The sequence below is a fragment of the Staphylococcus sp. HMSC14C01 genome (assembly GCF_001808085.1).
In the GTDB taxonomy this organism is placed as follows: domain Bacteria; phylum Bacillota; class Bacilli; order Staphylococcales; family Staphylococcaceae; genus Staphylococcus; species Staphylococcus hominis.
The window spans coordinates 94,285-121,284 of sequence record NZ_KV792037.1; the positions used below are offsets into that span (position 1 = coordinate 94,285).

Consider the following 27,000-nt stretch of genomic DNA (forward strand, 5'->3'; position numbering starts at 1 on the left):
CATTTATTAGAAGCATATATTTTACAGACTTCTAAATTAATTGTTACAACAACAATTATTATCCTGTTGCTCTTTTTCATTTTTCTCTTTTTTTTCTTCAATTTCTACAGAACAACAAGATTGTTCTTGAGGTTTTAATTTTTTTAATACGTCTTTGACTCCCATTATCTCACCTCCTTTAAATAACGATGTTCACCATCAAACCTGTAGAAATAGCTACAACTAAAATGGCGATAACGAATGAGATTACAAATTTTTTCTTGAATAGTTTCGATAATAATACAACTTCTGGAATACTTGCACCAGCACCACCAATGATCAAAGCAACAACTGTCCCAAGCGACATTCCTTTTGAAGCTAATGCTTCAGCTATAGGTAACATGGTTTCAGGTCTAATATACATAGGAATACCTATAATAGAAGCAATAAATACGGATATAATGCCGCCTCCACTCGCATATTTAGTAATAAATGTTTCGGGTACAAAGCCATATATAAAAGCACCAATAAATACACCGATAAATAAGTAAGGAATCATTGGATATAAGAATGCCCAAGCATCATTTAATGCTTGTTTAAAACGAGATCCATGTTTATTAGCGAAAAACCCATCGCCTTTAACATTTACACCTTTATAACTTTTAGATAAATTCATTTTTGAAAATACTAGACCCGTTAAGACACTAAAGATTGCTAGTACAATAAAATAAACAACAGCAACTTTCCAACCTAATAAGGCCCATAACATAAATATCATTAATGGATTCATTAAAGGTGACGCAATTAAAAAACTCATTGCAGGGCCAAATGGAACTTTAGAATTTAATAAACCTGCAAGTATAGGAATTGTAGAACAAGAACAAAATGGTGTCATCGCACCAAAAGCCATTCCCAAAATATAATTAATAGCTTGATTAGGTTTACTTAAAAAGTATTTTATTTTTTCTTCTGAAACTATCTGCTGGATGATACTTACAATAAAGCTCACGATGATAAATAGTATGAATAGTTCAAAAAACAACATCACAAATGTTTTTATAAATTCCATAATTGAATCTAACATGAGTATAATGCCTCCAAATTTAATTAATCAATATTTCTTGATGTATTAATCAAAAAAAATTGATTAATACTACATTAAAAAAGATACTCATAATATCTTACAACAAGTATCTTCATTTAAAACAACCTGTATTTGCTGCTCATTAATTTTATAATAATTCCATGTGCCATGCTTTTCAGCAATAAGAACATTTGCATCTACTAATTTTTTTAAATGATAAGAAAGTTTAGATTGTTTTATATCTAATAACTCTTCTAAATCACATACACATAATGATTTATTGAAGCTTTGGCTAATTTGATTTAGTATTTTTAATCTGATTTTATCGGCAAGTGCATTAAACATATTTTCATAAAAGTCAAATTGTTGATCTTCACTCATATCAGTCTTTGCTTTAATAACTTCCATAAAAGACCATCCTTTTTATAATATTTCATTGAGTTTATATTATCTTTATTTCAATTCTTGAATTGCTTGTTTATAGTTATTTTTTGTTGATTCGCCATACTGATTAATGTTCCCTTTAAAGAACTCCTTTTCCATATATATTGTAGCTTCTTTTAAATTGATTTCTCTTGATAGCATAACAAGATTTAAATAACTTACAAAATAACCAACAGTTAAAGTACTTGCATGGTTTACTCGCAATCAAGCACGCCTCCTTATTGTCAACGTAGTTTTATATCATTTAATACATCAATTTTTTTTGATGTATTAAATATAAATCAATATCCATATTATCGCAAGAAGAAAACCTATAATTTTACATAAACTTAGGTATTGCTCACAGAAATACTAAAATAATTTTTTATAAATTGTATTATTAAGAATTAAATTTAGTAAAATTTTTAAAACTCAAATAAAAACATAGACATCCATCTATATAGATGTTAGTCTATAATCGTAAATTAATTAATGAGGTGAGTATAATGTTAAATATTGAAATATACGAAGAAGCTATGTGCTGTTCTACTGGGGTATGTGGTCCAGAACCGGATGAAACACTAATAAAAGCGAACCAAATCAATGAATATTTAAAACAAAATCAAATAGAAGTTCAACGTTATAATATGAATAATAATCCGAATGAATTCATTAAAAATCAAGAAGTTATTCGTTTAATTCAAGAAAAAGGTGATGAAGTTTTACCCATCACTTTTATAGAAGGCGGTATAGCTAAAACGGGCGCTTATATTACCCAAGAAGAAGCCGATGAAATTATTACAGTTAATCAAATGAGAAATGGAGGATGCTGTGGTGGAGATGGATGCTGTTAAATACTTAAATAAATTGAATTTAGATAACATTGAGTTAACAAAATATTTGTTTTTTACTGGTAAAGGTGGCGTAGGCAAAACAACGATATCAAGTTTTATTGCTTTAAACTTAGCAGAGAATGGAAAGAAAGTAGCTTTAGTAAGTACTGATCCAGCTAGTAATTTACAAGATGTATTTCAAATGGAATTATCTAATAAATTAACTAAATATCAACCTATACCTAATCTCTCTATAGCCAATTTTGACCCGATTGCTGCTGCAGACGATTATAAAGCACAATCTATAGAACCTTATGAGGGTATTCTACCAGAAGATGTGCTTTCTGAAATGAAAGAACAGTTAAGTGGTTCATGTACAGTTGAAGTAGCAGCATTTAATGAATTTACAAATTTTTTATCCGATAAAACTTTAGAACAAGAATTTGATTTCATTATATTTGATACAGCTCCTACAGGTCACACCTTGAGAATGCTTGAATTACCTTCTGCATGGACAGATTATTTAAATACAACGAGTAATGACGCTTCTTGCTTAGGTCAATTATCAGGTTTAAATGAAAATAGAGTTAAATATAATTCAGCACTTGAAAAACTACGTAACCAAGATGATACGACCATGATGTTAGTTGCGAGACCTACTCACTCTTCTATATATGAAATTCAAAGAGCGCAACAAGAATTACAACAACTGTCAATTTCTAAATTCAAAGTAATCATTAACAACTATATAGAAGAAAGTCACGGTTTAATTTCGAGTCAGATGAAATCAGAACAAGATAAAAACATTAATCATTTTACCGAATGGTTAAATAACAATCATGCTTATTACGTTCCATATAAAAAGCAGAAAGAAGAAGGTATAGAAAATTTAACTAATCTATTAAATGATGATAACTTAATTGAAAATGATGACTTTATTGTTGAAGATCATCCGCAATTCAATAAATTAATCGATGAAATTGAAAATAGTAAAGTTCAATATTTATTTACAATGGGAAAAGGTGGCGTTGGTAAAACGACAGTAGCAACGCAATTAGCTACAGCATTATCTAATAAAGGATATCGTGTTCTTTTAGCAACTACTGACCCTACTAAAGAAATTAATGTTGAAACTACAAGTAATTTAAATACTGCTTATATTGATGAAGAACAAGCATTAGAAAAGTATAAAAAAGAAGTACTAGCCACAGTGAATGATGATACACCACAAGACGATATTGATTATATTATGGAAGATTTAAAATCACCTTGTACAGAAGAAATAGCATTTTTCAAAGCCTTTAGTGACATTATGGAGAATCAAGACGACATGGATTACGTCATTGTAGATACAGCTCCTACAGGCCATACCTTGCTGTTACTTGATTCTAGTGAAAATCATCATAGAGAATTAAAGAAAAAATCAACTCAAACTACCAGTAATGTTGAAACATTATTACCTAAAATTCAAAATAAAAATTTAACACAGATGATAATCGTAACACTAGCAGAAAAAACACCTTATTTAGAATCTAAACGTTTAGTAGAAGATTTAAATAGAGCTAATATAGGCCATAATTGGTGGGTTGTTAATCAATCGTTAGTTACGCTAAATCAACGTGATGACCTTTTTAGTAACAAAAAAGAAGATGAATCATTTTGGATAAACAAGATTAAAAATGAAAGTCTTGATAATTATTTTGTCATACCTTATGGGGGGGTATCATAATGAAAAAAATTGTAATCATCGGTTCAGTTGCTGCCGGTACAAGTGTCGCGGCTAAAGCAAGAAGAAATAGTGAAGATGTGGAAATTATCGTTTTTGATAAAGATAATGATATTTCGTATTCAGTATGTGGTATCCCCTACTATATAGGCGGTAATGTATCTGATATTGATGAACTCACGCCAAGAAATGCTAAATGGTTTAAAGAGCGCTTTAATATAGATATTTATACAAAATATGAAGTGAATCAGATAAATGATACTGATCAAACAATAACTGTTACCAATTTAGTAAATGATGAAAAGATGATTCAAGAATATGACGAATTAGTATTAGCAACAGGCTCATCGCCTAAGGAACTTCCTCAATTAAATAGCGAAGAATATAACAATGTATTTAAAGTTAAGAATATTAATGATGCGAAAGCAATTTATAATTATATTGAGAGCAATGATGTTCAGAATATAACAATCATTGGTGGTGGATTTATTGGTCTAGAAATGTTAGAACAATTATCTAACTACAATACTTCAATTATTCAACGCAGTACTTTTATGCCTCATTTAGACTACGATATCAGTTTTATGATTCAAGAATATATTGAAGATAAAGCTAACGTATATACCTATAATGAAATAGATAGTATTGATTATGATGAAAATCATACAATAAATAGAGTAAGCTTAAAAACTGGCGAATTAATTGATACAGATTTAATCATTATTGGGATTGGTGTCACACCAAATACTAAATTAGCTAAAGAAATTGGTATTAATATTGGAAAATCTGGAGCAATACAAACCAATAAGTATTTTGAAACAAATATTCCTCACATATATGCAATTGGTGATGTAGCAGAAAGTTATAATTTAATTACTGGTGACCCTATATATAGACCGCTAGGTTCTACAGCAAATAAAATGGGACGTATTTTAGGAGATCGATTAACTGGTGGAAATCTAGAACATAAAGGCATTTTAGGAACAGGCATTGTTCGTATATTTGATATGACAATTGCCCAAACAGGCTTAACTGAAAAAGAAGCTATTGATTTAGATATTGATATTGACGTATTACACAATGTGAAACCGAATCGTCCAGAATATATGCAAGGCCAAGAAATGGTAATTAAAGCTATATTTGATAAAAACAATTCTAAATTACTGGGTGCTCAAATTATTGGGTATGAAGGTGTAGATAAGAGAATAGATGTACTAGCTACTGCTATAACGTTTGGCGCCCATGCAGAAGATTTATTTCATTTAGATTTAGCATATGCGCCTCCTTTTTCTACAACTAAAGATCCTGTTATTTATACAGGGATGATTGGACACAATATTACTCGAGGACGCAAAATTATAACGCCTGAAGAAGTCATAAAACAAAATAATGACTTATTGATTTTAGATGTACGTTCTCCAAAGCAATTTGAAGTTAATCATGTTGATGGAGCGATTAACGTCCCATTGAAAATATTGAGAAGTTATGCAAAAACATTAGATAAAAATCAAAAGATAGTGACTTATTGTAATAAAGGTACTACTGGGAATGCTGCACAAAACGTACTTATTAATTTAGGTTTTAAACAAGTGTTTAATTTGTCAGGTGGTAATAAAAATTATCAACGTTATAAAAGGTTTCAAGTAGAAAGGAAGAAGAAAAATTGAATTATAAAAAAATTTCACAATACTTAAAAGTGATTGCTGATAGTAGCCGCCTTGAAATATTAGACTTGTTATCTTGTGGTGAATTATGCGCTTGTGATTTATTAGAGCATTTTTCTTTTTCTCAACCCACATTAAGTCATCATATGAAAGTATTAAAAGACAATAATTTAATTACATCCAGAAAAGATGGTAATAAAATTTTATACAAATTGAATCATGACGTATTGGATGACGTTACATCACGACTGACTCTATTGAGTTCCAGTGCTGGCCCATGTATATGTGAAACAGTAGAGAAAGGTGAGTGTTAATGATGACGATATTAGCAATCACAATATTTGTATTAACGTTAATTTTTGTTATATGGCAACCTAAAGGTCTAGATATTGGTATTACTGCATTAATTGGTGCTGTAGTTGCTATAATCACTGGCGTTGTAAGCTTTTCAGACGTACTAGAAGTTACTGGAATTGTTTGGAATGCGACTTTAACTTTTGTTGCAGTTATTCTTATTTCACTCATATTAGATGAAATTGGATTCTTTGAATGGTCTGCCATACATATGGTAAGAGCATCAAAGGGTAATGGCTTGAAAATGTTTATCTTTATCATGCTCTTAGGTTCAGTTGTAGCAGCCTTCTTCGCAAATGATGGTGCGGCTTTAATACTGACGCCTATTGTTTTAGCAATGGTACGTAGTTTAGGATTTGATAAAAAAGCGATATTCCCATTTATTATTGCTAGTGGTTTTATCGCAGATACTACGTCTCTTCCATTAATTGTTAGTAATTTAGTTAATATTGTTTCTGCTGATTACTTTGATATTGGATTTGTTGAGTACTTCAGTAAAATGATTATACCTAATATATTCTCTTTAATCGCAAGTATTCTTGTCTTATGGCTTTATTTTAGAAAGTCTATCCCAAGAAAATTTGATGCAGTAAATATTAGAGAACCAAAAGAAGCGATTAAGGACAAAAAGCTTTTTAATATCTCATGGATTGTACTCACTGTATTGCTAGTTGGTTATTTAATAAGTGAGTTTATAAATATTCCAGTATCAATTATTGCTGGTATCATTGCTTTAATATTTGTATTATTAGCAAGTAAGTCTAAGGCTGTGCATACGAAACAAGTAATTAAAGGTGCGCCATGGAATATTGTTTTATTCTCTATTGGTATGTATCTTGTGGTATTTGGTCTAAAAAATGTGGGCATCACAACGCTTCTTAGTGATGTACTAACAAATATTTCAAATTACGGCTTATTTAGTAGTATCATGGGCATGGGCTTTATAGCTGCATTCCTTTCATCCATTATGAACAACATGCCAACTGTTTTAATAGATGCAATAGCGATTGGTCAATCTCAAACAACAAGCATACTCAAGGAAGGCATGATTTATGCGAATGTTATCGGATCTGATTTAGGACCTAAAATAACACCAATTGGTTCGTTAGCAACACTTCTCTGGTTACATGTGCTTACTCAAAAAGGTGTTAAAATTTCTTGGGGACAATACTTTAAAATCGGTATTATTATAACGATTCCGGTATTATTTATCACACTGTTAGGGTTATATCTAACACTTATTATTTTCTAAAAAAAGAGGAAACTATTTATGGATAAAAAAACAATTTACTTTATATGTACAGGTAATTCATGCCGTAGCCAAATGGCTGAAGGTTGGGCTAAGAACATCTTAGGTGATGAATGGCAAGTATATTCTGGCGGTATTGAGGCACACGGTGTCAATCCAAAAGCAATCGAAGCGATGAAAGAAGTCGGAATTGATATCTCAAACCATACTTCTAATTTAATTGACAACACTATACTAAACCAATCTGATTTAGTAGTAACTCTATGTAGCGATGCTGATCAAAACTGTCCTGTATTGCCGCCTAATGTAAAGAAGGAACATTGGGGATTTGATGATCCAGCAGGCAAACCTTGGTCAGAATTCCAACGTGTTAGAGATGAAATCAAAGCAGCCATTGACTCATTTAAGGCTAGATAAATTTTAAGCGTCTCAATATCATTGAGACGCTTTTTTTAATATGCCATTTTAGACGATTACAGAGTTTTAAAATGATGAACACACTTTAACTTTACTAAAATTCCCTTCGATTAAGAACGTTGAACGACTCAATGTGAGTTATTGCAATACACTATTTTTAATTTTCACTTTCTCACCGGTTTTAATTTTATCGTATTGCTTTTTCGGGACAACAACTAAACGTTTGCCTTTATTAGTTTGAACGGTAATGGTATATAATTTCTCATGTGCTTTCATTTGTTGTTTCAACATATTTTTTTGGTATTCAACACGATTGGTTTTATTTTTATACATACCGGATGTAATAAAATAAAAATATAACCAATTATTATAATATGAAGTGGCTATAAATTGTGACGTATATGAAGCTCCTGGTCTATATCGATGTCTTGTAGACACCATTGATCGTGCTTGTTGAGCTGCACGCTGACTTGATTGTTTTGCAACTCGTGAAGCATTCATTGTACTTGAACGACTCATTGACGAACTTGAAGACGTTGAACTTCTAACCGCAGAAGATGACGAACTACTACTCGAACTTGAGCTACTCGTGCTTGAGGTTACAGCTTCTAAATTTGTAGACAATATACAAAGCGAAGTCACATTAAAGATTATCATTATACTTATCATTTTTAATACTTTATACTTCACCCACTCACCTCTTACTCTTTAGACACTTCATCTTTAGCAGTAACTTGTCCTTCAATATCGTCATCGCCATAAATCATATATGGTGGACGATAGACATGAATCTTTTTGCCATCTTTAATTATATAAGGCTTTTTATTTCCATCATTTAAAATATGTTCATAAACGTGTTCTAAATCCGTCTTTTGTAAATGTGATTTACCATTTTTATCTTTATATTTTATTTCCACATTGGGTGTATCTTCTGAACCATTATTTAGCACTTCATAATACTCATATGTATATTTCTCTGACTTTTGACTATCTTTAGAAGGTTCTTTCTGTTCTCCCGATGTTCCACAAGCTGCTAAGATAAAAGACAAACTCAGTAGACTAGCTAATAATATTATCTTTTTCATAAACACTCTCCTCTACTCATTTGCATTGTAACATTCTTAGTCCATTCATTTCCAAGTGAGGGATATATAACTTATTTTATCTTTAACACTTTTATATACATTTTAATATATCAATTGTGAGTTATTTCATTTTTAATTATTTTTGTTAAACTATATTTAAAATCATCGATCACTTTTACTTATAAGTTTAACTTTTAAATACAAAATATGGTAAGTAAGGAGAGATAGCTATGTCAATATGGTTTGTTTTATTACCCTCACTATCTTTTTTAGCCGTTATGATCATAGGGTATATTTGTACTAAAATTTTTATTCGCTAATATACGGGTCGCCTTATACTATCGCTATACTTCATTTATCGTGTTTGCTTATTGATTACGCATTGTAAGTAAATGGCTAGTAATATTTCTTTCTCTACGCTAGTGCTGTGAATGTGTATATCGTGTTTTTCTCCTCGTTTTTTAGTTCGTTTACTTTTTGAAATATCTAAAAAACTACGCTTTGCGGTTAATACTACGTCATTCTCAAATGTGATTTTCGTTTCATTACTAAAAAATGGGCTACTTACATCAAATACCTCAGATTTGTAATTAAACGTATAAGGAATGTGTTGCTTTCCCCCACTTTTGAAAAACTGTTTCATCTCAAGCGTGCCTACTTCTTCATTATTCAAATACATCGTATATTGAGGTCTATTAGCCACAACATTTGTACGAATTACTTTTACATTGTTCTCACTAGAAGTCATATATAGACTATATTTTGTTTGAACACCAAAGAGACTCAATAATTTATGAAATATATTAACAAAAACGGGTTTATACGTTATGGTTTCGTTACCGTATATCACATTGCTTTGTTTCTCAATGATATATAAAGGCATTTGTACAAAGAATTCTCCCGCTTCAAAATCTTTATTATTATTGAGACGTTTATTAATGCGTGGATGCTTTTTTTGTAAATGTTTTCTAAAAAGCAAAACACCTATTATAATTATAGTAACTATTCCCCAAACTAACCATGTACTCCAAAGTGGAACCTTGAATAATGATGATTTTCCCACAAGTACTAAAAACGTGTTTATTAAGTTAAATATGAGAAGCACTATCCATATCAGTGCTTCACGAAACATCGTCATTATTCATTTCTCCTTTATTTAATAAGTAAGTTTATAATATATCATGCAATCTATTTTTTTATTGCTTTTGTGAGGTACTTTTGCGTATCGGTTAATGAGGCGGTTTTTTATACTTATATGAATTTTAATGGTTCTTATACTTTTTTATATGAACTTATTGTATCACTAACTAATCATCTTATTGAAAGACAGAAACGTAATTATTAGTTATTGCGGAATCCGGAATGTAAAGTTTCTGAATACGTGAAAAAAGACAAATTCTATTGAGTTGTATAAAATTTATCTCTACCTGTTAATTATATTTTTGGTTAGATTATTTATTTTTCATGTGTTCTTCTTTCATTCTCACAAATATCACGTCATGACCTGTTTTTAGAATAACTATTTCTATCATTTTTACCAATTTCAATATATTTTTCTAAATCTGTAAAATTCATATTTCTATTTCTTGAATCCAATGTTCACTTAAAAATAAAGTTTAAAACTTGTTCTAAAAATTCCATTCTAGACAATTTCTATGTATGTTTTGAATAATAGTAGAAGTCTGAAGAAAAACAATTGAGCATTATATCAACCTTAAAAGTCAAGACTTTCAATATTCTTTTTTTAAATTGCAATTTAATCAAATCAGCTAGTGAATGATAAAATGGAATATGGATTAAGGATCCAGCAGGGTTTGAGGACTTTTCAATAAACGATAGAATTGTAAAGTTTGTCTCTTTTAAATTCAAAAAATAGCTTAAAATGCCAAAAACACGTTAATAAGGAGAATTATTTCTATGTTTTTCTAAATACGTATCAATTTCTTGAAATATAGCTTCAACCTACTTGTCCATAACTGATTCGCATAGACGTGCCTTGCTCTCAAAATGTCGATATAATGTCCTCCCACCTACACCAGTATATTTAGCAATATCTGACATCTTCATTTCTGTAATATCTATATTGCTATGTGATAACTCAATTGTTGATGACATAATTATATTTTTATTTCGTCTTGCATCACTTCTAATTTTTTTTGGTCCCCGTGTCAAACTTAATATCCCTTTCCTTATTTAATGTTTTATTTCCAACGGTACTTAACAATGATTTACAGGCAATTATTAACCAATATCTATCAAAATGAATATCATACTACTTACAATAAAACTAGAGCATCCTTCAATTTTACGGTGAGGGATGCTTTATTATTTATTTTTTTATTGTTACTATTGATGTATTTATTCTTAATACAATCAAATATGAGAATTTTATAGGTTTCATAGTAAGAGTAATCAATCGAGAATAACAAGAAAATGAGAATTAGTATGTGATGAATTGTTAAAATAAAGTGTTCACAGTGAATGATGACTTATTTGTTATTTATATTTATAATGCAAATATATAAGAAAATCTTGGGAGTGGAATTATGAAACTAAGAGCATTAGAGTATAGTGATTTACTTTTTATTCATGAATTAAATAATGAATATTCTATTATGGCTTATTGGTTTGAAGAACCTTATGAATCCTTAACGGAACTTCAATATTTATTTGATAAACATTTATTAGATGAATCGGAAAGACGTTTTATTGTTGAAGATGAAAATCAAGTCGTAGGTATTGTTGAATTAGTAGAAATTAATTACATCCATCGTAATTGTGAAATACAAATAATTATTAAACCTGAGTTCAGTGGTAAAGGTTATGCAAAATTCGCATTCGAAAAAGCGATAAATTATGCATTCGATATATTAAACATGCACAAAATTTATCTATATGTTGATACAGATAACAAAAAAGCTGTGCATATATACGAGTCACAAGGATTTAAAACAGAAGGATTACTCAAAGAGCAATTCTATACTAAAGGTAAATATAAAGATGCCTATTTTATGTCATTATTGAAATCTGAATATATTTTGTAGCATAAAAATAACTCATATATTCATTTAGGTAGGTTCAAACCTAAATTACTTCTACTAAAATTGAAATGAGCTTCACTCGAATGTCCGTAAGAGGAATAAATAAAGTTAAAAGAGAATTTGGATTTGTATGAACGGCACTCAATATGAGAAAAGTAGCAGCTCAATTGATCTGAAAATAATCAAAAAATTATAAAAAAGACAATTTCTATATTATTTCAATAGAAATTGTCTTTTTTGACTTATCCAGAGACTTTATGTCTCAGACTCATCATCCCACTCTCACATGAATGCATTGAGTTGACATTTTGTATAAGCACACAATCATTATATATAAATATTTAAACGCTTTTTTATCCGTTAATTACCATGACGAAGTATCCCTTTTTATCTATACACTAATCCACCATCAGTTAAAATGAATTGACCAGTGATATAGTCAGAATCATTAGAAGCTAGGAATGATACTAAGTTTGCAGCATCAGATGGTTCTCGATATCTTCTAAGTTTAATTTTTGAAGAAAAGGCTTCAAACGCATATTCTATTTGGAGGCTATCATCAAGTTTAACCATTTATTCATCATTCAACATACGATCAAAATTCTAGCAATAATATTTACTGCGCCAACTCCCGATTTAAGCATCTACATTCTTTCTAGGAATTAAACAATACGCGGCAATAAATGCGATAAACACTAAACCTGCCCCCACGATAAATGCGATTGTAGCTGCAAATTGTGCTGGATGATTGACAGACAATGCTGTATAAATTGTAGTTATAACAGCGATACCGAATGCTGCACCGAGTGTAGAAGTCATTTTGATAATTCCTGATGCAGTACCAGCTTTTTCTGCCGGAACATTAGATACAGCTGTAGATAGCGCTGGTGTCGCAAAGAAACCTAATCCTAGACCTATAAAGATAAATCCGATGCACGCCACAATATAGTAAATCATGTTAGGCAACGAAGTGAAGGCTAAAAGTATAATACCCACTGTAATTGATAAAGGACCTAACATAAGTGGCAATTGTGGCCCTCGATTTTGCATAAAACGTTCACCTACACGTATCATTAACAAACTACACAACATATATGGAATTGTAATTAAACCCGCTTGTGCGCCTGTTAAATGTTTATCATCTTGAACATAGATATTAAATAATGCAAGTGAGCCTATATCCATATTCACCATTAAATTAGCTAATGTTGTGCCAATATAAATATTATTTGAAAATAAACTAAAATCTATGAAAGGTTCATTTTGACGTTTTTCAAATATATAGAAAGCTATTAATGTCACAATGAATATGGCAATTAATATTACAATAATAGGATTTAACCATCCAATTCTACCACCTTGCGTTATTACTATGTTAATACTTAACATCATAATGACAAAAATAATGATACCGATAATATCAAATTTTTTATTATGTGCAGATTCATCTTTAGATTCTGGTATGCCTTTAAGCAATATTAAGGCAAGAATTGAGAAAATGATTGACAACACGAAAATCCAACGCCACCCAATAAAAGTGGCTATCATTCCAGCAAATAGTGATGCTAATCCTGTTCCACCATATGAACCAAATGACCAATAACTTAGTGCCTTTTGTCTTTCTTCACCATGAAAGAATGAATTAATTAACGCAATAGTTGCCGGAAGTAGGCATGCTGCAGATAAGCCTTGTAACACACGACCTACCAATAATAAAAGTGGCGCATGAGATATAATCAATGCAATAGACCCAAGTATACTAAGTATCAAACCTGCGTAAGTAATTTTAACTCGACCTATCTTATCAGATAAACCTCCTGCTACAACTATAAACACACCAGTTAAGAGTGATGTAAGACTGACCGCAATGTTAACAATACTCATATCTACATCATAGAAACGTTGCACATGTGGTGCGATATTCAAGAAAGACTGTGCAAATAACCAATATGTGAGAATCCCTAAAATAATCGCTACAATGAGTTGTTTTCCTTTATTAAACTGTTCACTCATCATTAAACGCCCTCCTGTTCTCCTTTATTTCATTACAGCACTTTGACCGGCAATGCGACCAAAAGTGAAAATATCTGCCAGTGCATTACCACCTAAACGGTTACCTGCATGTATACCACCAGCAACTTCACCAGCTGCATACAATCCTTTAATGATATGACCTTCTACATCAACGACTTGTGCATGTGTGTTGATTTTTAAACCACCCATAGTATGATGTATTGCAGGTTTTCGTGGTGTCGCATAGAATGGTGCTTTTTCGATTTTTAAATCAAATGCATTTTTATTAAAATCTTCATCATGTCCTTGTTCTACGAAAGTATTATATCTTTCAATCGTATTCACAAAAGTAGTTGTATCTATGTTTAATTTTTGAGCTAACTCTTCTAAGGTATTAGCCTTTATTAAAGTGCCATCTTCTAATTCTTGATTGATTTTGTCTTCAGTCGTATTCATAGCTAGCGCTTTAATATTTGCGTCTGCAATAATATAGAAGATACCGTCTTTTTGTTCTAATGCTGCCTTAGATAATACATCTCTACTTTCAAATTCGTTAACAAAACGATGTCCTTCCTTATTAATGAAGACGAAGTTTGAAGGTGTCACGATTAATCCTGTGAATAATGCACCTGTCTTAGGATCAGAAATCGGCATCATTTGAGAGAATCCCATACCTACAATGTCAGCGCCTGCTTGCACACCTAAACGTATACCATCACCTGTAATTGCAGGAGAATTTGTTGTTTTAATATCATCTGGAATGTTATCCCAATACGTATTATATTGTTGTATCATTTTAGTATTCGCTCCAAAACCACCTGTGGCCAACACTACGCCGTGACGAGTGTGAATCTTAACTTTAGCACCATTTGCTTTACGTGCTTCAATACCAACAACTTGATTACCTTCTTTAATTAATTTTTCTGCAGTAGTTTCTGTAAAAATACGACCATGATGATGTTTAACGTAATCTCCTAGATTTTCAATGTACTCTAAACCTTGTGCTTTCATTGGTTTATGACCACGACGCCATAGTGCACCAACAGGCATATCTACAAATGAACGATCAAAATGTACCCCTTTATCTTTCAACCAGTATACTGATTCCAAAACATTATCTGTGAGTGTTTTAACTAAATCATAATCACCTGAAATTTCGACATTATTACGATCTTTACGTCTTCCACCTAGATACGTTTGAATGCGATGTAATTCAACAGAATCGAAAAGATAATCATCTTTATTGCTACTTTTTTCAAGGTAATCTTTAATTTGACGCTTTAAAGTATTGAAATCTTCAAGATAAGCCTCATCTATATCCTTTTCATCATGATTTAATAACTGTATCAATGTGTCTTTTTCACCAGCGAGTGCAGGGAATGCACTTTGCCATTTAGGCTCAGCAGCATTGACTTGACCACCTGTTCGGATGGTATTGCCACCTATAGCCGCAAATTTCTCAAGCATGATGACTTCTTTTCCTTCGTCTAAAACCGTAGCTGCTGCACTTAAACCAGCACCACCTGTACCAATCACGACTACGTCAGTCGTCTCTTCAACGACCTCATCAGACCACTGAACAACTGGTTTAGGACGTGCTCGTAAAATATCTGGATCTTCGCCTGCTTGTTCAATTGCATCTGCAATGCCCTGCACGATGCCTTCACTTGTTACTGTCGCACCTGATATGACATCGACATTTAACGTTTGTCCATTGATGATATCTTGAGGTAAACGTTCAAAAACTGGGTTCGCTATACCTTCAGACTCTCCACTATCATCTACTTCAATACTTACAATTTTATCTTCCGACAATTGAACTTTCATTGGTAGATTGCCATTATGACCTTTTGCATAAACATGATACGTGCCTTTGTTAAATTTCACTTTTTTATTTTGTAGTGCTTTTAATCTTTCATATTTACGATGTTCTTCTTCTTTATCTAAAATCATGAAGTCCATCACTTTCCACAGAGGAGATGGTATGTGAAGTACTTTTTGGTCATGTATATCGACAAATTGTTCAACTTCTTCGTTTTGTGAAATTTTATCCATCCATTGAGGTTCTACTAAATAGGCTTTTCCAACACTTAAAAGATCATAACCGAGTTCAAGGGCATGTTCTGCATCTTTTCGTTGCGCAATACTACCAACACCAATTAATGGAATTTGTGCCAACTGTGCACTTTTCATTTTATGATATTTATTAATTAAAGGTTCTGTATCTTCTTGATTCACTATGGACGTACGTTGGTAACTGTTTGCTGATATATGGAAGTAATCGGGTTCATATTTTGCTAAAGTATTTAGTAAAAACATGGTATCTTCAAAACGTATGCCTGGCTCTTCAATTTCTTCAGGTGAGAATCGATATCCTATTATAAAATGAGAGGCTTCATTTTCAGCAACGACATGTTGAACTTTTGTTAGTACTTCGATTGGGAATCGCGTGCGTTTTTCACGACTGCCTCCCCATGTATCTTCTCTTCGATTAGAATGCGGAGAGAAAAATTGTTGTAATAAGTATGTGTTGGCACCATGAATTTCAACACCATCAAATCCTGCTTCTATAGCACGACGTGTCGCTTCTCCGAAATCTTCTATCATCTGATTGATTTGAGCATGTGTCATTTCTCTTGGTGGTACCGCATCAGGTCTTAATGCTGCAATAGGACTCGCAGATATGGGTTGTTCACCTTCATTGAACTTAGGATTCGCCATTCTTCCAGCATGATAAAGTTGTAAAATCGCTTTTGACCCCTTAGATTGAATCGCTTCTGCTAGACGTTTAAGTCCAGGTATTTTGTCATCATTATCAATACCTATAGCTCCTGGGAAGCCTCTCCCATGGTTTTCAACAAAACAACTTTCAACAATAATTGCTGAAGCATCACCAGCCCTAAATTGATAATAATCAATCATTTCTGATGTAACACTTCCATCAAAATATCCAGCTTGGATAGTCATGGGCGCCATTAATACTCTATTTTTTAATTCAGCACCACATTTAAATTTAAAAGTATCAAATAATTCTTTACTCATAGCAATTCCTCCTAATACATTGTGATTTTTTTCACATTTATACTTAAAAATAAAATACTCTTTATGAGTATTCTTTAAAATTTTATAAATACCTCTGCATTTTTGAAGTCATTAAAACGTTTCCATCTCTTGTCACAATGATGCCTTCAACACCATCTATGAGGTTTAATAATTCAATATTTTGTTGTGATTGACCAAAACTACAAATTGTACTCCACACCTCGCCATCAATCCCATGATCAGATATGATTGTCACGCTAGCGATATCATTATCTACAGGATACCCTGTATTGGAATCCAAAATATGATGAAATAATTGATGTTCTTGTATGAAATAGCGTTCATAGATGCCGGAAGTAACAACTGATTGATGCTCTACATTTAATGTAACGAGTGATAATGCGTCTTTATAAAAAGGATTGCGTATACCTATATGCCATTTTTCTAGAGTTTCCGGTTGTCTACCAATTGTTAAAACATTACCACCTAAATCGATAATGGCAGAAGCTACACCATGAGATAAAAAGTATTGCTGTAATTGATCAGCAAAATAGCCTTTTATAATGGCTCCTAAATCAATCTCCATTCCTGGTTGTGTAAGAAATACTTCATGTGTCTTTGAATTTAGAACAAGATTTTCAGGATTCATACACATTAAAGCACGTTGTATATCCTCTTCTTTAGGTTTCAATGCATCTTTGAAACCAATTTTCCATAATTTAACTAATGGCCCTATCAATATGTTCATCTTAAAATTAGAAGATAGTGTAGTTTCATAACCATAACGTATCATGTTAAACATCTCAGGATTAACCTTGACTGGTGCGATACCTGCATGTTGATTCACATTCATCAAATCTGATTTTGGATCATTAGCACTAAATTGAGATTCCCAATCATGGATTTTTAATTCAGCTTCTTGAAGTAATGTGCTCGAATGTTGATGTTCAATCGATAAACGTATCACCGTCCCCATTGCTTTAATCATTAGCGTTTCCACTTTTGATTCCTCCTCTATACGTGTATCACAACGCTAATATGTATATAAAATTTAAAAGTTATTTTAAATGAAATTATTACTTTAGTTTCTACATTCATATTAACACAATTTCAAATATTTGATTTTTACTTATTTAGATGTTCATAATTATGTCAAAAGTTAATCAAAGTATAAATTTTACTATTTTAAAAAATTCTTTATTATATATTTTTAATAAAAAAGAGTAGAACAGAAGCCGTACAGAATTCTTTATTCCACTCTTCACACAGTATTATGATCTGTAACAACAACTATTGATATTCCATTAGTATATATGCTGTATATCAAAATAAAATAAGAAAGCATTTCCTTTAGATTCTTATAGTTCTTAAAAATATCTAATTCCTTTAAATCATTTATATTAGAATACTCACTGTAAAGAATACTTTCTTTTTTAGCAATTCTAATTATTTCATCTTCGCTAATAGATAGAAATATTGTTTATTCCATTCATCATATAATTTGAAATCATATGATCCTGGAGTATGTATATGTAATAGTGTCTTATGATATCTACCAAAATTTATTTTATCCTGTTCTTTCATCATCTTATAGGCTTTTTTCTACTTCTATGTCTTTCATTCGACACTCTCCAAAGATATATTTTCCATAATCTATTTTTTAGTTTTATTTATGATATGCTTCTGCGTATCGTTTTATACTGGGGTTTTTATAATAATAATGGTCCTTACATTTTCAAAGACTAAATTCACGTGTAGACATATTGAATGCGTCTTATTAGGATCTAATCTAATCAAACAAAAATTTAAGAGAGAAATCATATCTACAGGTTTTTTAACCAGAAGATTATTTTGATCTATTTCAAAAATTTTCAAACCGTTCTTAAAAGTGTATTTTTATAAAAGTATGATAAAAGAGAAATTTTAGTCGCTTACTTCGTTTCAAGATATTACTGATACAATAAGGTTAAAAAATCGGTACGTTTAACAGAACAAGTGTAGGTATTATAATAAACGTTTTTGATTTTGATGAAAAATAAGCTGTTCAATTTTTGATTGAACAGCTTTACCTAGTTATCCTTACTTTTATTCTTTTACCCTCAAAAGGCGGAGAGCATTCAGTATTACAATAATAGCAGCTCCTGTATCACTTAATACGGCCATTCATAGTGTAAGTATTCCCAAGAATATCAGAACAAATGCCGCCAACTTTATTGTGATGGAAAACCAGGTGCGGTTGGGAAAATCCCCTTCCTGCGATTACCGTTCACAAACGCCCAAAAAGAGCAACTGGCTCTTTTAGCTCTGGGACTGTCTTGGCATAGAGAAGGTAAAACCTTTCCCACTTAAAAGAACGGAAAAAGACGCTCTGTCCTGGCATTATCTTTGGCTCGACGCTTGCCCCCATACGGATATTAATCGTTTCGAAACTTTTAATACAGTCAATTTAACTTTTGAATGTAAACTGGCTGCCTTAAGTCACTGTTTATGATTTTATGCTTCCCATGCTCTTTAATTGCTTATTTGACCGCCCGTATGATAAAAACGGTATGCAAGGCATTGTTTTTACTCATAACATCTTTATTAGATTGCTCTGTTTTTTAGTGTCCAATGTTATGGGAACATTGTAGAATCCACACTTCAAAGTTCATTCATGTCAATCGATTCGTTCATTATTTAGATCTTAATAATCGAAGTCCATTTAGTATAACAACTAAAGTACTTCCTTCATGAACAATTACACTGATTGTAATATCAGTTAATCCTAACAAACTAACGACAACTAAAAAGGCAACAACTGCCATTGAAAAAATAATATTTTGCCTAATAACACGACCCATATTTGAGGAAATTTTATGAGACTGTACTAATTTAGATAAATTGTTCTGCATTAAAACCAAATCAGATACTTCTACTGCCACATCAGTACCGTCCCCCATAGCTATACCAACATCAGCATTAACAAGGGCCGGTGCATCGTTCACACCATCTCCAACCATGGCAGTAACTCCAAATTTTTCTTTTTGTTCTTCTATAATTCTGGATTTATCTTCAGGCATTACATTAGCGATAACTTCGTCTATTCCCAATTGTTCGCCTACAGCTTTTCCCGTCATTTCCGAATCACCAGTAATTAAAGTCGTGTGGATACCAAGTTTCTTAAAGTAATTAATTGTTTCTTTAGCATGCTCATTCGGAATATCCATTAGAGCTATAATCCCAATAACTTCTTCATTTTCTGCTACGTATACAACCGTCTTTCCTTCTGATGCCCAATCATGATTGAACTGGGTATACTCTTCAGAAGCACTTTCAAAAGAAGTAGGCTTACCAATACGATAATTTTTTCCATTATAATCTCCTGTCAGACCTTTTCCAATTTGATTAGTAACTTCGATGTCTATTTTATTTTTAACTTCAAATTTTTCTAAAATAGCATTAGCGAGTGGGTGATTGGATTCCTTTTCAAGGGCGACTATAATATCAATAATATTTTCTTCGTTCACAGAATGAGTGAAATAGTAATTTGTTACTTTAGGTTCTCCGTTCGTAAGGGTTCCTGTTTTATCGAAGGCAATTGCATCTATATCCGCTAATTGTGATAGGTAAGTACTTCCTTTTGAAAGCACGCCTTTTTTAGCTAGGTTAGATGTTGTAGACAATGTTACAGATACAGTAGCTGCTGCCAAAGCACACGGTGAAGCTGCGACTAAAATCACTAATCCCCTGTAAACACTTTGCGACCATGTCCAATCAAATAGAAAAGGAGCAAGTAACATTACTAATGGTATTGCGATTAAAACTATATTAACATATTTAGGCTCGAATTTTTGAATGATACTGGCAGCTTTTGTTTGATTATCTTGGTTTTGACTAACTAATTGTAAAATTTTAGAGAATACAGTATCCTTGTTTTCCTTAGTGACTTCCATAGTAAAAGTACCTGTTCCATTAATCGTACTTCCAAAAACTTCGTCACCCTTAGATTTCTCTTTCGGTATACTTTCTCCATTAATAGAAGATTCATCAATTGAGGTAGTACCGGATAAAATAATCCCATCAATTGGAACTTGATCACCGTTCAGCACTTGGAGTTGATCTCCAACTTTTAATTCACTGACATCAACAATTTTTGTGTTTCCATCAGGTAGGATTAATTTAGCTGTCGTTGGGTTCATTTCGAGTAGCTTAGTAATTTCTCTTTTACTTCTTCCTTCAGCGTAATCTTCAAGAAAATGAGCGCCGGAAAAAATAAGTATCAAAAGGGTTCCTTCCCAAAAACTCCCTATCAGAGAAGCCCCGATTGCAGCTAATCCCATTAGAATATGAGAATTAGGAGTGAATTTTCCCTTTAATTTAGTATTTTCAACTGTCTCTCCAATTCCTTCGAGAATAATTACATGGTAGCCGGCTGTGATTGTGGCAATTGAAAATAAGATGTTTTGTATTAATAAATTTGCATCACTTAAAAAAAGCCCAATTATAGCCAACACTAAGCCAATAAAATATGAAATAATTGGCATTTTTCCGTGATCATGATCATGACTATGATCGTGGCTATGACTTTCGTGTGCTTGTTGCTCTTGAATATTTTTCATTTCTATCACCTTTCTAAATAAATATGATATATCGGGTTCCAATATATTCGCAGTAAGCTTTACTAAACCAGGACGTTAATTGACCACATCCAAACTTTTTGTATCCAATAATACATCCTATGAATTTATCAACCGTATTCACTAACCCTCTCTGCTACACCCATCTCACTTTCCTTCGAGATATCATACAACGCTTTCCATTCTGTTTTTTTGTTTTCCATATCCATTGCAAAACCCCCTTTTCATATGCCTATAATATTGTTATATGATCATATAACAATATTAATGACGTGAATTATTATTAACACTCATTACTGGTTTACGGAATACTAGTGATGACAGGCGTGATCGATCGCCTGTTTTAGCATATTCATAGTATGTTCATCATCATGGGAATAAAACAATGTTGTGCCTTCCCTTCGGAATTTTACTAACCGTAAATTTTTCAAGAACCGCAATTGATGGGAAACTGTTGATTGTCTAAGATGTAGCGTTTCAGCAATACCGTTTACCGAATACTCCTTATAAAAGAGCAAATGGAGAATCCGGATTCTCGTAGGATCACCTAACGCTTTAAATGTTTGCGATACGACAAATAATGTTTCATCATCTAAATCCTTATTATTTACTTCCTCTAATTCCTTTTTTTCTTCCATTATCCTTCCCTCACTTTAGGTTTCAATTCAAAACCTTATATATAATAATCACTATTTATCTACATATATTAATATATGTTCATATATATGATATAACCATCTGAATAAAAAATCAAATAATATTTAATATGAATTCATATATTTTGTTTTGATTTTTTAGAGTAAAATAAACAAAGCCTTTTTAAGAATAGTGGGATGAGTGCAGTATGGATGATCGGGCGTTAGCTTCCGCACTTGTAATTGGTGTTGGCGGTGGACTCGCTTGGATAATGGAAGGTTTTCAAAGTGGTCATGGCTTTATTTATTCATTATGTGCAGGCCTTATAATTGGCTTATTATTTTTTGAAATGATTCCGGAAAGTATTGAATTAGGCGGGTGGGTAATTTTACTCGGTGGAATAGCAATAGGCTTAGTATTATTCCAATCCATTCATCTATTAATGGATAAAATTACAATTATCACTAATAGTCATCAAAAAGATATTTTCGTTCGATCGGGGGTACTTTTAATTATCAGTATAGCAATTCATAATTTCCCTGTTGGCAATATTCCTTTATTTGTGTAATTTGACCATTAATACTAAATTTATCAATGTCTTGAGAAATTATTGAAACTCTAACATAACATCCTACAGATTTTCTTTTCATTTCTTTCATATTTTTCATCCTTTCATTAATTAAGCAATCGATGATTGCGTAGCTTGGTTTACAATGTTTAGCGGTTCATTTTTGAAATAGATTCCCACAAGGCTTTTGTTTTTAGAAATATGAATTTCATCAATATATCGGTATAACATGCTTAACGTGAAGTGTTGTTGAATTACATTTTCAAAAGACTTTTGAATTTGTTGCTCATTTATTGATAGTGTTGGTTTTGATTGTTGAAGTAACGATTGAGATTGTTTTCTGAACGTTTCTACATCGATGGCTCCTTTAGCTAATTTATCTATCAATTGTTCTTGTGTAAGTGTGCTCCTAGTTTCTAGGGCCCTTTGTTTTTTGATCCGTTTTTGAATTACATCATTGGTTTAAAGATAAATTGAAGGATGAAACAAATAATACTGGTATTCGTATGTTTGAGCGCTATGCGGCTATCACTACTTCGGCCAAGATTCTTAGTCATGTTTTATCTACAGATATTGATATCACTAAAATAAAAGATTACTTTATTGATTATCATACTCATACAGTCTCTGAACGATCACTGGCAGATAAAGCGATTGAAGTCGTTACGCAATTTGTAGCACAAAATCGTGGTAAGTTTTCTGATGACACAGCGTTAAAGAATATGATTGAGAATTATGGACTAATTGCCTTAAAAGATGATTATATCGAAGTCAAAATCATTGCGACTGTATTTAAAGATATGCTGAAAGAACAGCACTTTCAGGATGTCAACAATGTCGTGAATGCACTAAGAGATAAAGGTTTTATTGAATCTGACCGTGATCGAATTACGACAAAACGAACAGTTAAAGATGACTATGGTAAGAAACAGTCACTTGTCTTTTACCATTTAAAACTAGATTCAGAATATGCATCTATTTTTGGTCTAACTAAAGATGCTGAACCTATTAAAGCTAAAATTAACTTGGATAACAAAAAGATGCTTGAATCATGGAAAAAACAGAATGATGATTTAATTGATTTTTAATAACTTAAAGATGCAATCGTACAGGAGTAGATAAAATGGATGAATTGATTGAATTACTAGCTGATTTAGTTATTGAAGAGTTACAGAACGATAATTAATCATTGCGGTCCAACGTGCTTTTAACACGTTGGACCTTTCATTCTAATTCATTCATAAACATATATTATCTCTATGGAGGTGTATAACATGGAAGAAGCCGTTGCTTACGTACGTCAAAGTACACTCAAACAACAAAGCTTAGCCACTCAGAAATCCCTCATTATAGACACTGCTAAGCAATATGGATGGTCCAATGTAACATTTTATGATGATAAGAAAACAGGTCGACATACAAAACGTTCGGGCTATCAAAAAATGGTAGAAATGATTACATCTGGAAAATGTAAAGTATTATGTTGTTATCGTCTGAATCGACTCCATCGTAATTTGAAAAACGCTATACAATTCTTTGAAATTTGTAAAAAGAATCATGTCACAATCATCAGTGTGAACGATGGATATTTTGATTTGTCTAAAGAGTTTGATTGCTTTCGCTTAAACATACTCATGAGTCTAGCAGAAATGGAGTCTAATAATATCAGTGAACAAACACGAAATGGAATAAGAGAAAAAGCCAAACAAGGTAAACTAATCACAACTCATGCACCTTTTGGCTATCGTTACAGACAAAGTCATTTTGTTGTACATGAAGAAGAAGCGTATACAGTCAAAACTGTCTATCGCTGGTACTTACAAGGTCTAGGCTACAAAAAGATTTCCCAACATTTAGATAAAAATCCTAAGCTTATTCCTCGTAAACCCTATCAAGTTAGAAATATTCTCTTGAACCCTAACTATTGCGGTCGTGTCATCAATAAGTATGGCACGTTTAATGATATCGTTCCATCTATTGTCGACGTTGATACATTTGAAGAAGTACAGCAACGTCGCTTGAATAAACATCATAAACAACACATTTCTGAAAACAAATTAAAGAAACTAATTAGATGTCCGTACTGTCAATCAACATTAACAAACTTAACGATTAAAAAAGCGAATCATTCTCTACGTTACTACGTCTGTCCTAGAAATATGAATGAAGCCTATCATACGTGTCCATTTAAAGGTATGAATGCACTAGAACTTGAAAGTAAAGTGCTCGACACTTGTAAAAAGTATTTTGAAGAACAATCGTTTCATAATCGACTGAATGACACAATACTCAAAGTCCTAAAACAGCAACAAATGAAGCATAAAGAAACCCATCTAACACAAGCACAATTGATTGAAAAGCTAGCTCAAAATCGTATTGATGTAAAAACGTTCAAACGTTTATCTGCTAGTTGTAAAAGTGAAGAGAATTATCCTACTTATTCAACCTACCAAATCGATGACAAATTAAAATATGTCATAAAAAATAAAATAACTTTACAGGATATAGCACCTTTGATTGATGACATTACAATAACTCAAACTAAACAGTTACAAGGAATCTACTTTAAAAATAGTCCACTCAATATCGTTGAACAATCACATTTAATAACTCCCGAAAGGAATGAAGTAATATGAAACAACTCAAAAAGAAACGTATTGGATTATATGCACGTGTATCAACTGAAATGCAAACGGATGGTTACAGTATTCATGGTCAATTAAATCAACTTACAGAGTATTGTCAATTTCAAGGTTATGAAGTCGTTGATGAATATACCGATCGAGGTATATCGGGTAAAACAATGCAACGTCCAGAATTACAGCGTATGTTAAAAGATGCCAACGAAGGTAAATTAGATTGTATTATGGTCTACAAAACCAATCGTTTAGCGAGAAATACCTCAGATTTGTTAAATATTGTCGAGGAATTGTATAAGATTAATGTCGAATTTTTTAGTCTCACTGAAAAAATAGAAATTGCCAGCTCAACAGGTAAATTGATGCTCCAAATTTTAGCCAGCTTCGCAGAATTTGAAAGAAATACGATTGTAGAGAATGTCTACAATGGCCAAAGACAACGAGCGATTGAAGGTTATTATCAAGGTAATTTGCCTCTAGGCTACGATAAAGTACCTGACAGTAAAAAAGAGCTCATAATCAATCAACATGAAGCGAATATTGTTAAATATATTTTTGAGTCATACGCTAAAGGTCATGGTTATCGTAAGATTGCGAACGCATTGAATCATAAAGGTTATGTGACTAAAAAAGGTAAACCGTTTAGTATTTCGTCCATTACTTACATCATCTCAAACCCCTTTTACATTGGAAAGATACAGTTTGCGAAGTATAGACACTGGAGCGATAAAAGACGAAAAGGACTCAATGAAGAACCGATTATTGCAGATGGTAAACATGCGCCTATAATTGATAAAGCTTTATGGGATAAAGTACAGTTTAAACGCAAAGAAAGTCGTAAGAAACCACAAGTTCACGGTAAAGGGACAAACTTACTGACTGGCATTGTAAAATGTCCAAAATGTGGCGCAGCAATGGCGGCAAGTAATACAACCAATACATTAAAAGATGGCACTAAGAAAAGAATCAGATATTACTCATGTAGTAATTTTAGAAACAAAGGTTCTAAAGTTTGTTCAGCCAATAGTGTTAGAGCAGATGTATTAGAAAAATACGTTATGGACCAGATATTAGAAATTATTAAAAGTAAAAAGGTATTGAAACAATTGGTTGAAAAAGTAAATGAACAAAGCCAAATAGATAAATCCTCTTTGAATCATGACATCGCTTATAAACAGTCACAATGTGAAGAAATCAAAGCCAAAATGCATACACTAACGAAAACAATCGAAGACTCACCTGACTTAGATAGCGTATTGAAACCAACAATACTTGGCTACCAAGATGAATTGAATCAAATAAATAATCAAATCCATCAACTAGAACGAGATAAACAAGCGGAAGCTCCACATTATGATGCTGATATGATTGCCAATATACTACAAACAATATTCAAAGATATAGATAAATTAGAGAAATCTCAATTGAAATCACTATATCTAACAGTCATCGATCGCATTGACATAAGAAAAGATGAGCATTGTAAGAAGCAATTTTACGTTACACTCAAACTGAATAATGAGATTATCAAACAACTATTTGATAATCATCCACTTGACGAAGTGCTCCTCAGCACTTCGTCTTTATTTTTGTCCCAAACATTATATATAACTATTGAATAAACAATGACT

General features: G+C 32.0%; 23 protein-coding genes and 4 pseudogenes. 12 read left to right on the forward strand and 15 right to left on the reverse strand.

Features of this window, described 5'->3' with window-relative positions; all coding sequences use genetic code 11:
* Positions 1-36: 36 nt before the first annotated feature.
* From HMPREF3131_RS11535 to HMPREF3131_RS06365, 4 genes are all read right to left on the reverse strand, one after another.
* A complete protein-coding gene (locus HMPREF3131_RS11535; protein ID WP_002449516.1) occupies positions 37-165 on the reverse strand; it encodes a hypothetical protein in 129 nt (42 codons plus the stop codon).
* Positions 166-178: 13 nt separating this feature from the next.
* Positions 179-1,063: a permease gene (locus HMPREF3131_RS06355; RefSeq protein ID WP_049335230.1), complete on the reverse strand. Its 885-nt coding sequence runs from the start codon at positions 1,061-1,063 to the stop codon at positions 179-181.
* Between the two features lie 87 nt (positions 1,064-1,150).
* On the reverse strand, positions 1,151-1,471 hold the full coding sequence (locus HMPREF3131_RS06360) for an ArsR/SmtB family transcription factor (protein ID WP_002449352.1): 321 nt from the start codon (positions 1,469-1,471) through the stop codon (positions 1,151-1,153).
* Between the two features lie 45 nt (positions 1,472-1,516).
* Positions 1,517-1,711 (reverse strand): hypothetical protein, encoded by a 195-nt coding sequence (locus tag HMPREF3131_RS06365; RefSeq protein ID WP_002441924.1) that lies wholly within the window; start codon positions 1,709-1,711, stop codon positions 1,517-1,519.
* 281 nt (positions 1,712-1,992) lie between these two features.
* On the opposite strand from HMPREF3131_RS06365, the gene arsD reads away from it, so the two are divergent.
* From arsD to arsC, 6 genes are read left to right on the forward strand one after another with little or no spacing between them, the layout of a single operon-like run.
* Positions 1,993-2,340 carry an arsenite efflux transporter metallochaperone ArsD gene (gene arsD, locus HMPREF3131_RS06370; protein WP_002449502.1) on the forward strand — a complete coding sequence of 116 codons (348 nt, stop codon included), beginning with the start codon at positions 1,993-1,995 and terminating at the stop codon, positions 2,338-2,340.
* Positions 2,327-4,048, forward strand: coding sequence for an arsenical pump-driving ATPase (gene arsA, locus HMPREF3131_RS06375; RefSeq protein ID WP_176743906.1), 1,722 nt, complete (start codon positions 2,327-2,329; stop codon positions 4,046-4,048). Before arsD ends, arsA begins: the two co-directional genes overlap by 14 nt.
* Positions 4,048-5,712 carry an FAD-dependent oxidoreductase gene (locus tag HMPREF3131_RS06380; protein ID WP_002488499.1) on the forward strand — a complete coding sequence of 555 codons (1,665 nt, stop codon included), beginning with the start codon at positions 4,048-4,050 and terminating at the stop codon, positions 5,710-5,712. Before arsA ends, HMPREF3131_RS06380 begins: the two co-directional genes overlap by 1 nt.
* Positions 5,709-6,023, forward strand: a complete 315-nt coding sequence (locus tag HMPREF3131_RS06385) for an ArsR/SmtB family transcription factor (protein WP_001830569.1) — start codon at positions 5,709-5,711, stop codon at positions 6,021-6,023. Before HMPREF3131_RS06380 ends, HMPREF3131_RS06385 begins: the two co-directional genes overlap by 4 nt.
* Positions 6,023-7,315, forward strand: a complete 1,293-nt coding sequence (gene arsB / locus HMPREF3131_RS06390) for an arsenite efflux transporter membrane subunit ArsB (RefSeq protein WP_070436564.1) — start codon at positions 6,023-6,025, stop codon at positions 7,313-7,315. Before HMPREF3131_RS06385 ends, arsB begins: the two co-directional genes overlap by 1 nt.
* An 18-nt stretch (positions 7,316-7,333) precedes the next feature.
* Positions 7,334-7,729: an arsenate reductase (thioredoxin) gene (gene arsC, locus HMPREF3131_RS06395; RefSeq protein WP_019835552.1), complete on the forward strand. Its 396-nt coding sequence runs from the start codon at positions 7,334-7,336 to the stop codon at positions 7,727-7,729.
* A gap of 138 nt (positions 7,730-7,867) precedes the next feature.
* On the opposite strand, the gene HMPREF3131_RS06400 is transcribed toward arsC, so the two are convergent.
* From HMPREF3131_RS06400 to HMPREF3131_RS11540, 4 genes are all read right to left on the reverse strand, one after another.
* Positions 7,868-8,419 (reverse strand): hypothetical protein, encoded by a 552-nt coding sequence (locus HMPREF3131_RS06400; RefSeq protein ID WP_070436565.1) that lies wholly within the window; start codon positions 8,417-8,419, stop codon positions 7,868-7,870.
* 11 nt (positions 8,420-8,430) lie between these two features.
* The gene (locus tag HMPREF3131_RS06405; RefSeq protein ID WP_049379373.1) at positions 8,431-8,814 is read right to left on the reverse strand and encodes a hypothetical protein; all 384 of its coding nucleotides are present in this window, start codon (positions 8,812-8,814) and stop codon (positions 8,431-8,433) included.
* Positions 8,815-9,169: 355 nt separating this feature from the next.
* Positions 9,170-9,952, reverse strand: a complete 783-nt coding sequence (locus tag HMPREF3131_RS06410) for a hypothetical protein (protein ID WP_070436566.1) — start codon at positions 9,950-9,952, stop codon at positions 9,170-9,172.
* An 824-nt stretch (positions 9,953-10,776) separates the two neighbouring features.
* Positions 10,777-10,986, reverse strand: coding sequence for a TetR/AcrR family transcriptional regulator (locus tag HMPREF3131_RS11540; RefSeq protein WP_256262197.1), 210 nt, complete (start codon positions 10,984-10,986; stop codon positions 10,777-10,779).
* 374 nt (positions 10,987-11,360) lie between these two features.
* On the opposite strand from HMPREF3131_RS11540, the gene HMPREF3131_RS06420 reads away from it, so the two are divergent.
* Both HMPREF3131_RS06420 and HMPREF3131_RS11030 read left to right on the forward strand, forming a co-directional pair.
* Entirely contained in the window at positions 11,361-11,858 is a 498-nt protein-coding gene (locus tag HMPREF3131_RS06420) for a GNAT family N-acetyltransferase (RefSeq protein ID WP_049379371.1), read from the forward strand.
* 56 nt (positions 11,859-11,914) lie between these two features.
* A pseudogene (locus HMPREF3131_RS11030) lies at positions 11,915-12,145 on the forward strand (IS5/IS1182 family transposase); the annotation flags it as partial.
* Between the two features lie 97 nt (positions 12,146-12,242).
* Here HMPREF3131_RS11030 and HMPREF3131_RS06425 read toward each other — a convergent pair.
* The 6 genes and pseudogenes from HMPREF3131_RS06425 to HMPREF3131_RS06450 all read right to left on the reverse strand — a co-directional run.
* A pseudogene (locus HMPREF3131_RS06425) lies at positions 12,243-12,428 on the reverse strand (SDR family oxidoreductase); the annotation flags it as partial.
* Between the two features lie 63 nt (positions 12,429-12,491).
* Entirely contained in the window at positions 12,492-13,868 is a 1,377-nt protein-coding gene (locus HMPREF3131_RS06430) for an MFS transporter (protein ID WP_070436581.1), read from the reverse strand.
* Positions 13,869-13,892: 24 nt separating this feature from the next.
* Positions 13,893-16,910 (reverse strand): NADH-dependent flavin oxidoreductase, encoded by a 3,018-nt coding sequence (locus HMPREF3131_RS06435; RefSeq protein ID WP_049415096.1) that lies wholly within the window; start codon positions 16,908-16,910, stop codon positions 13,893-13,895.
* Between the two features lie 82 nt (positions 16,911-16,992).
* Positions 16,993-17,898, reverse strand: coding sequence for an FAD:protein FMN transferase (locus HMPREF3131_RS06440; protein WP_049415116.1), 906 nt, complete (start codon positions 17,896-17,898; stop codon positions 16,993-16,995).
* Positions 17,899-19,582: 1,684 nt separating this feature from the next.
* Complete coding sequence (locus HMPREF3131_RS06445) at positions 19,583-21,508, reverse strand: heavy metal translocating P-type ATPase (protein ID WP_070436568.1); 1,926 nt, start codon at positions 21,506-21,508, stop codon at positions 19,583-19,585.
* Between the two features lie 329 nt (positions 21,509-21,837).
* On the reverse strand, positions 21,838-22,164 hold the full coding sequence (locus HMPREF3131_RS06450; protein ID WP_000391495.1) for an ArsR/SmtB family transcription factor: 327 nt from the start codon (positions 22,162-22,164) through the stop codon (positions 21,838-21,840).
* Positions 22,165-22,370: 206 nt separating this feature from the next.
* On the opposite strand from HMPREF3131_RS06450, the gene HMPREF3131_RS06455 reads away from it, so the two are divergent.
* Complete coding sequence (locus HMPREF3131_RS06455; protein WP_017175149.1) at positions 22,371-22,730, forward strand: ZIP family metal transporter; 360 nt, start codon at positions 22,371-22,373, stop codon at positions 22,728-22,730.
* Between the two features lie 111 nt (positions 22,731-22,841).
* Here the strand turns inward: HMPREF3131_RS06455 and HMPREF3131_RS06460 are convergent.
* Positions 22,842-23,180 (reverse strand): annotated as a pseudogene (locus HMPREF3131_RS06460) (recombinase family protein); the annotation flags it as partial.
* Positions 23,181-23,188: 8 nt separating this feature from the next.
* Between HMPREF3131_RS06460 and HMPREF3131_RS06465 the strand changes: the two are divergent.
* The 3 genes and pseudogenes from HMPREF3131_RS06465 to ccrB all read left to right on the forward strand — a co-directional run.
* Positions 23,189-23,818 (forward strand): annotated as a pseudogene (locus tag HMPREF3131_RS06465) (hypothetical protein); the annotation flags it as partial.
* Between the two features lie 186 nt (positions 23,819-24,004).
* Complete coding sequence (ccrA, locus tag HMPREF3131_RS06470; RefSeq protein WP_002473153.1) at positions 24,005-25,366, forward strand: cassette chromosome recombinase CcrA; 1,362 nt, start codon at positions 24,005-24,007, stop codon at positions 25,364-25,366.
* Positions 25,363-26,991 (forward strand): cassette chromosome recombinase CcrB, encoded by a 1,629-nt coding sequence (gene ccrB / locus HMPREF3131_RS06475; protein WP_017175146.1) that lies wholly within the window; start codon positions 25,363-25,365, stop codon positions 26,989-26,991. Before ccrA ends, ccrB begins: the two co-directional genes overlap by 4 nt.
* Positions 26,992-27,000: the final 9 nt, after the last annotated feature.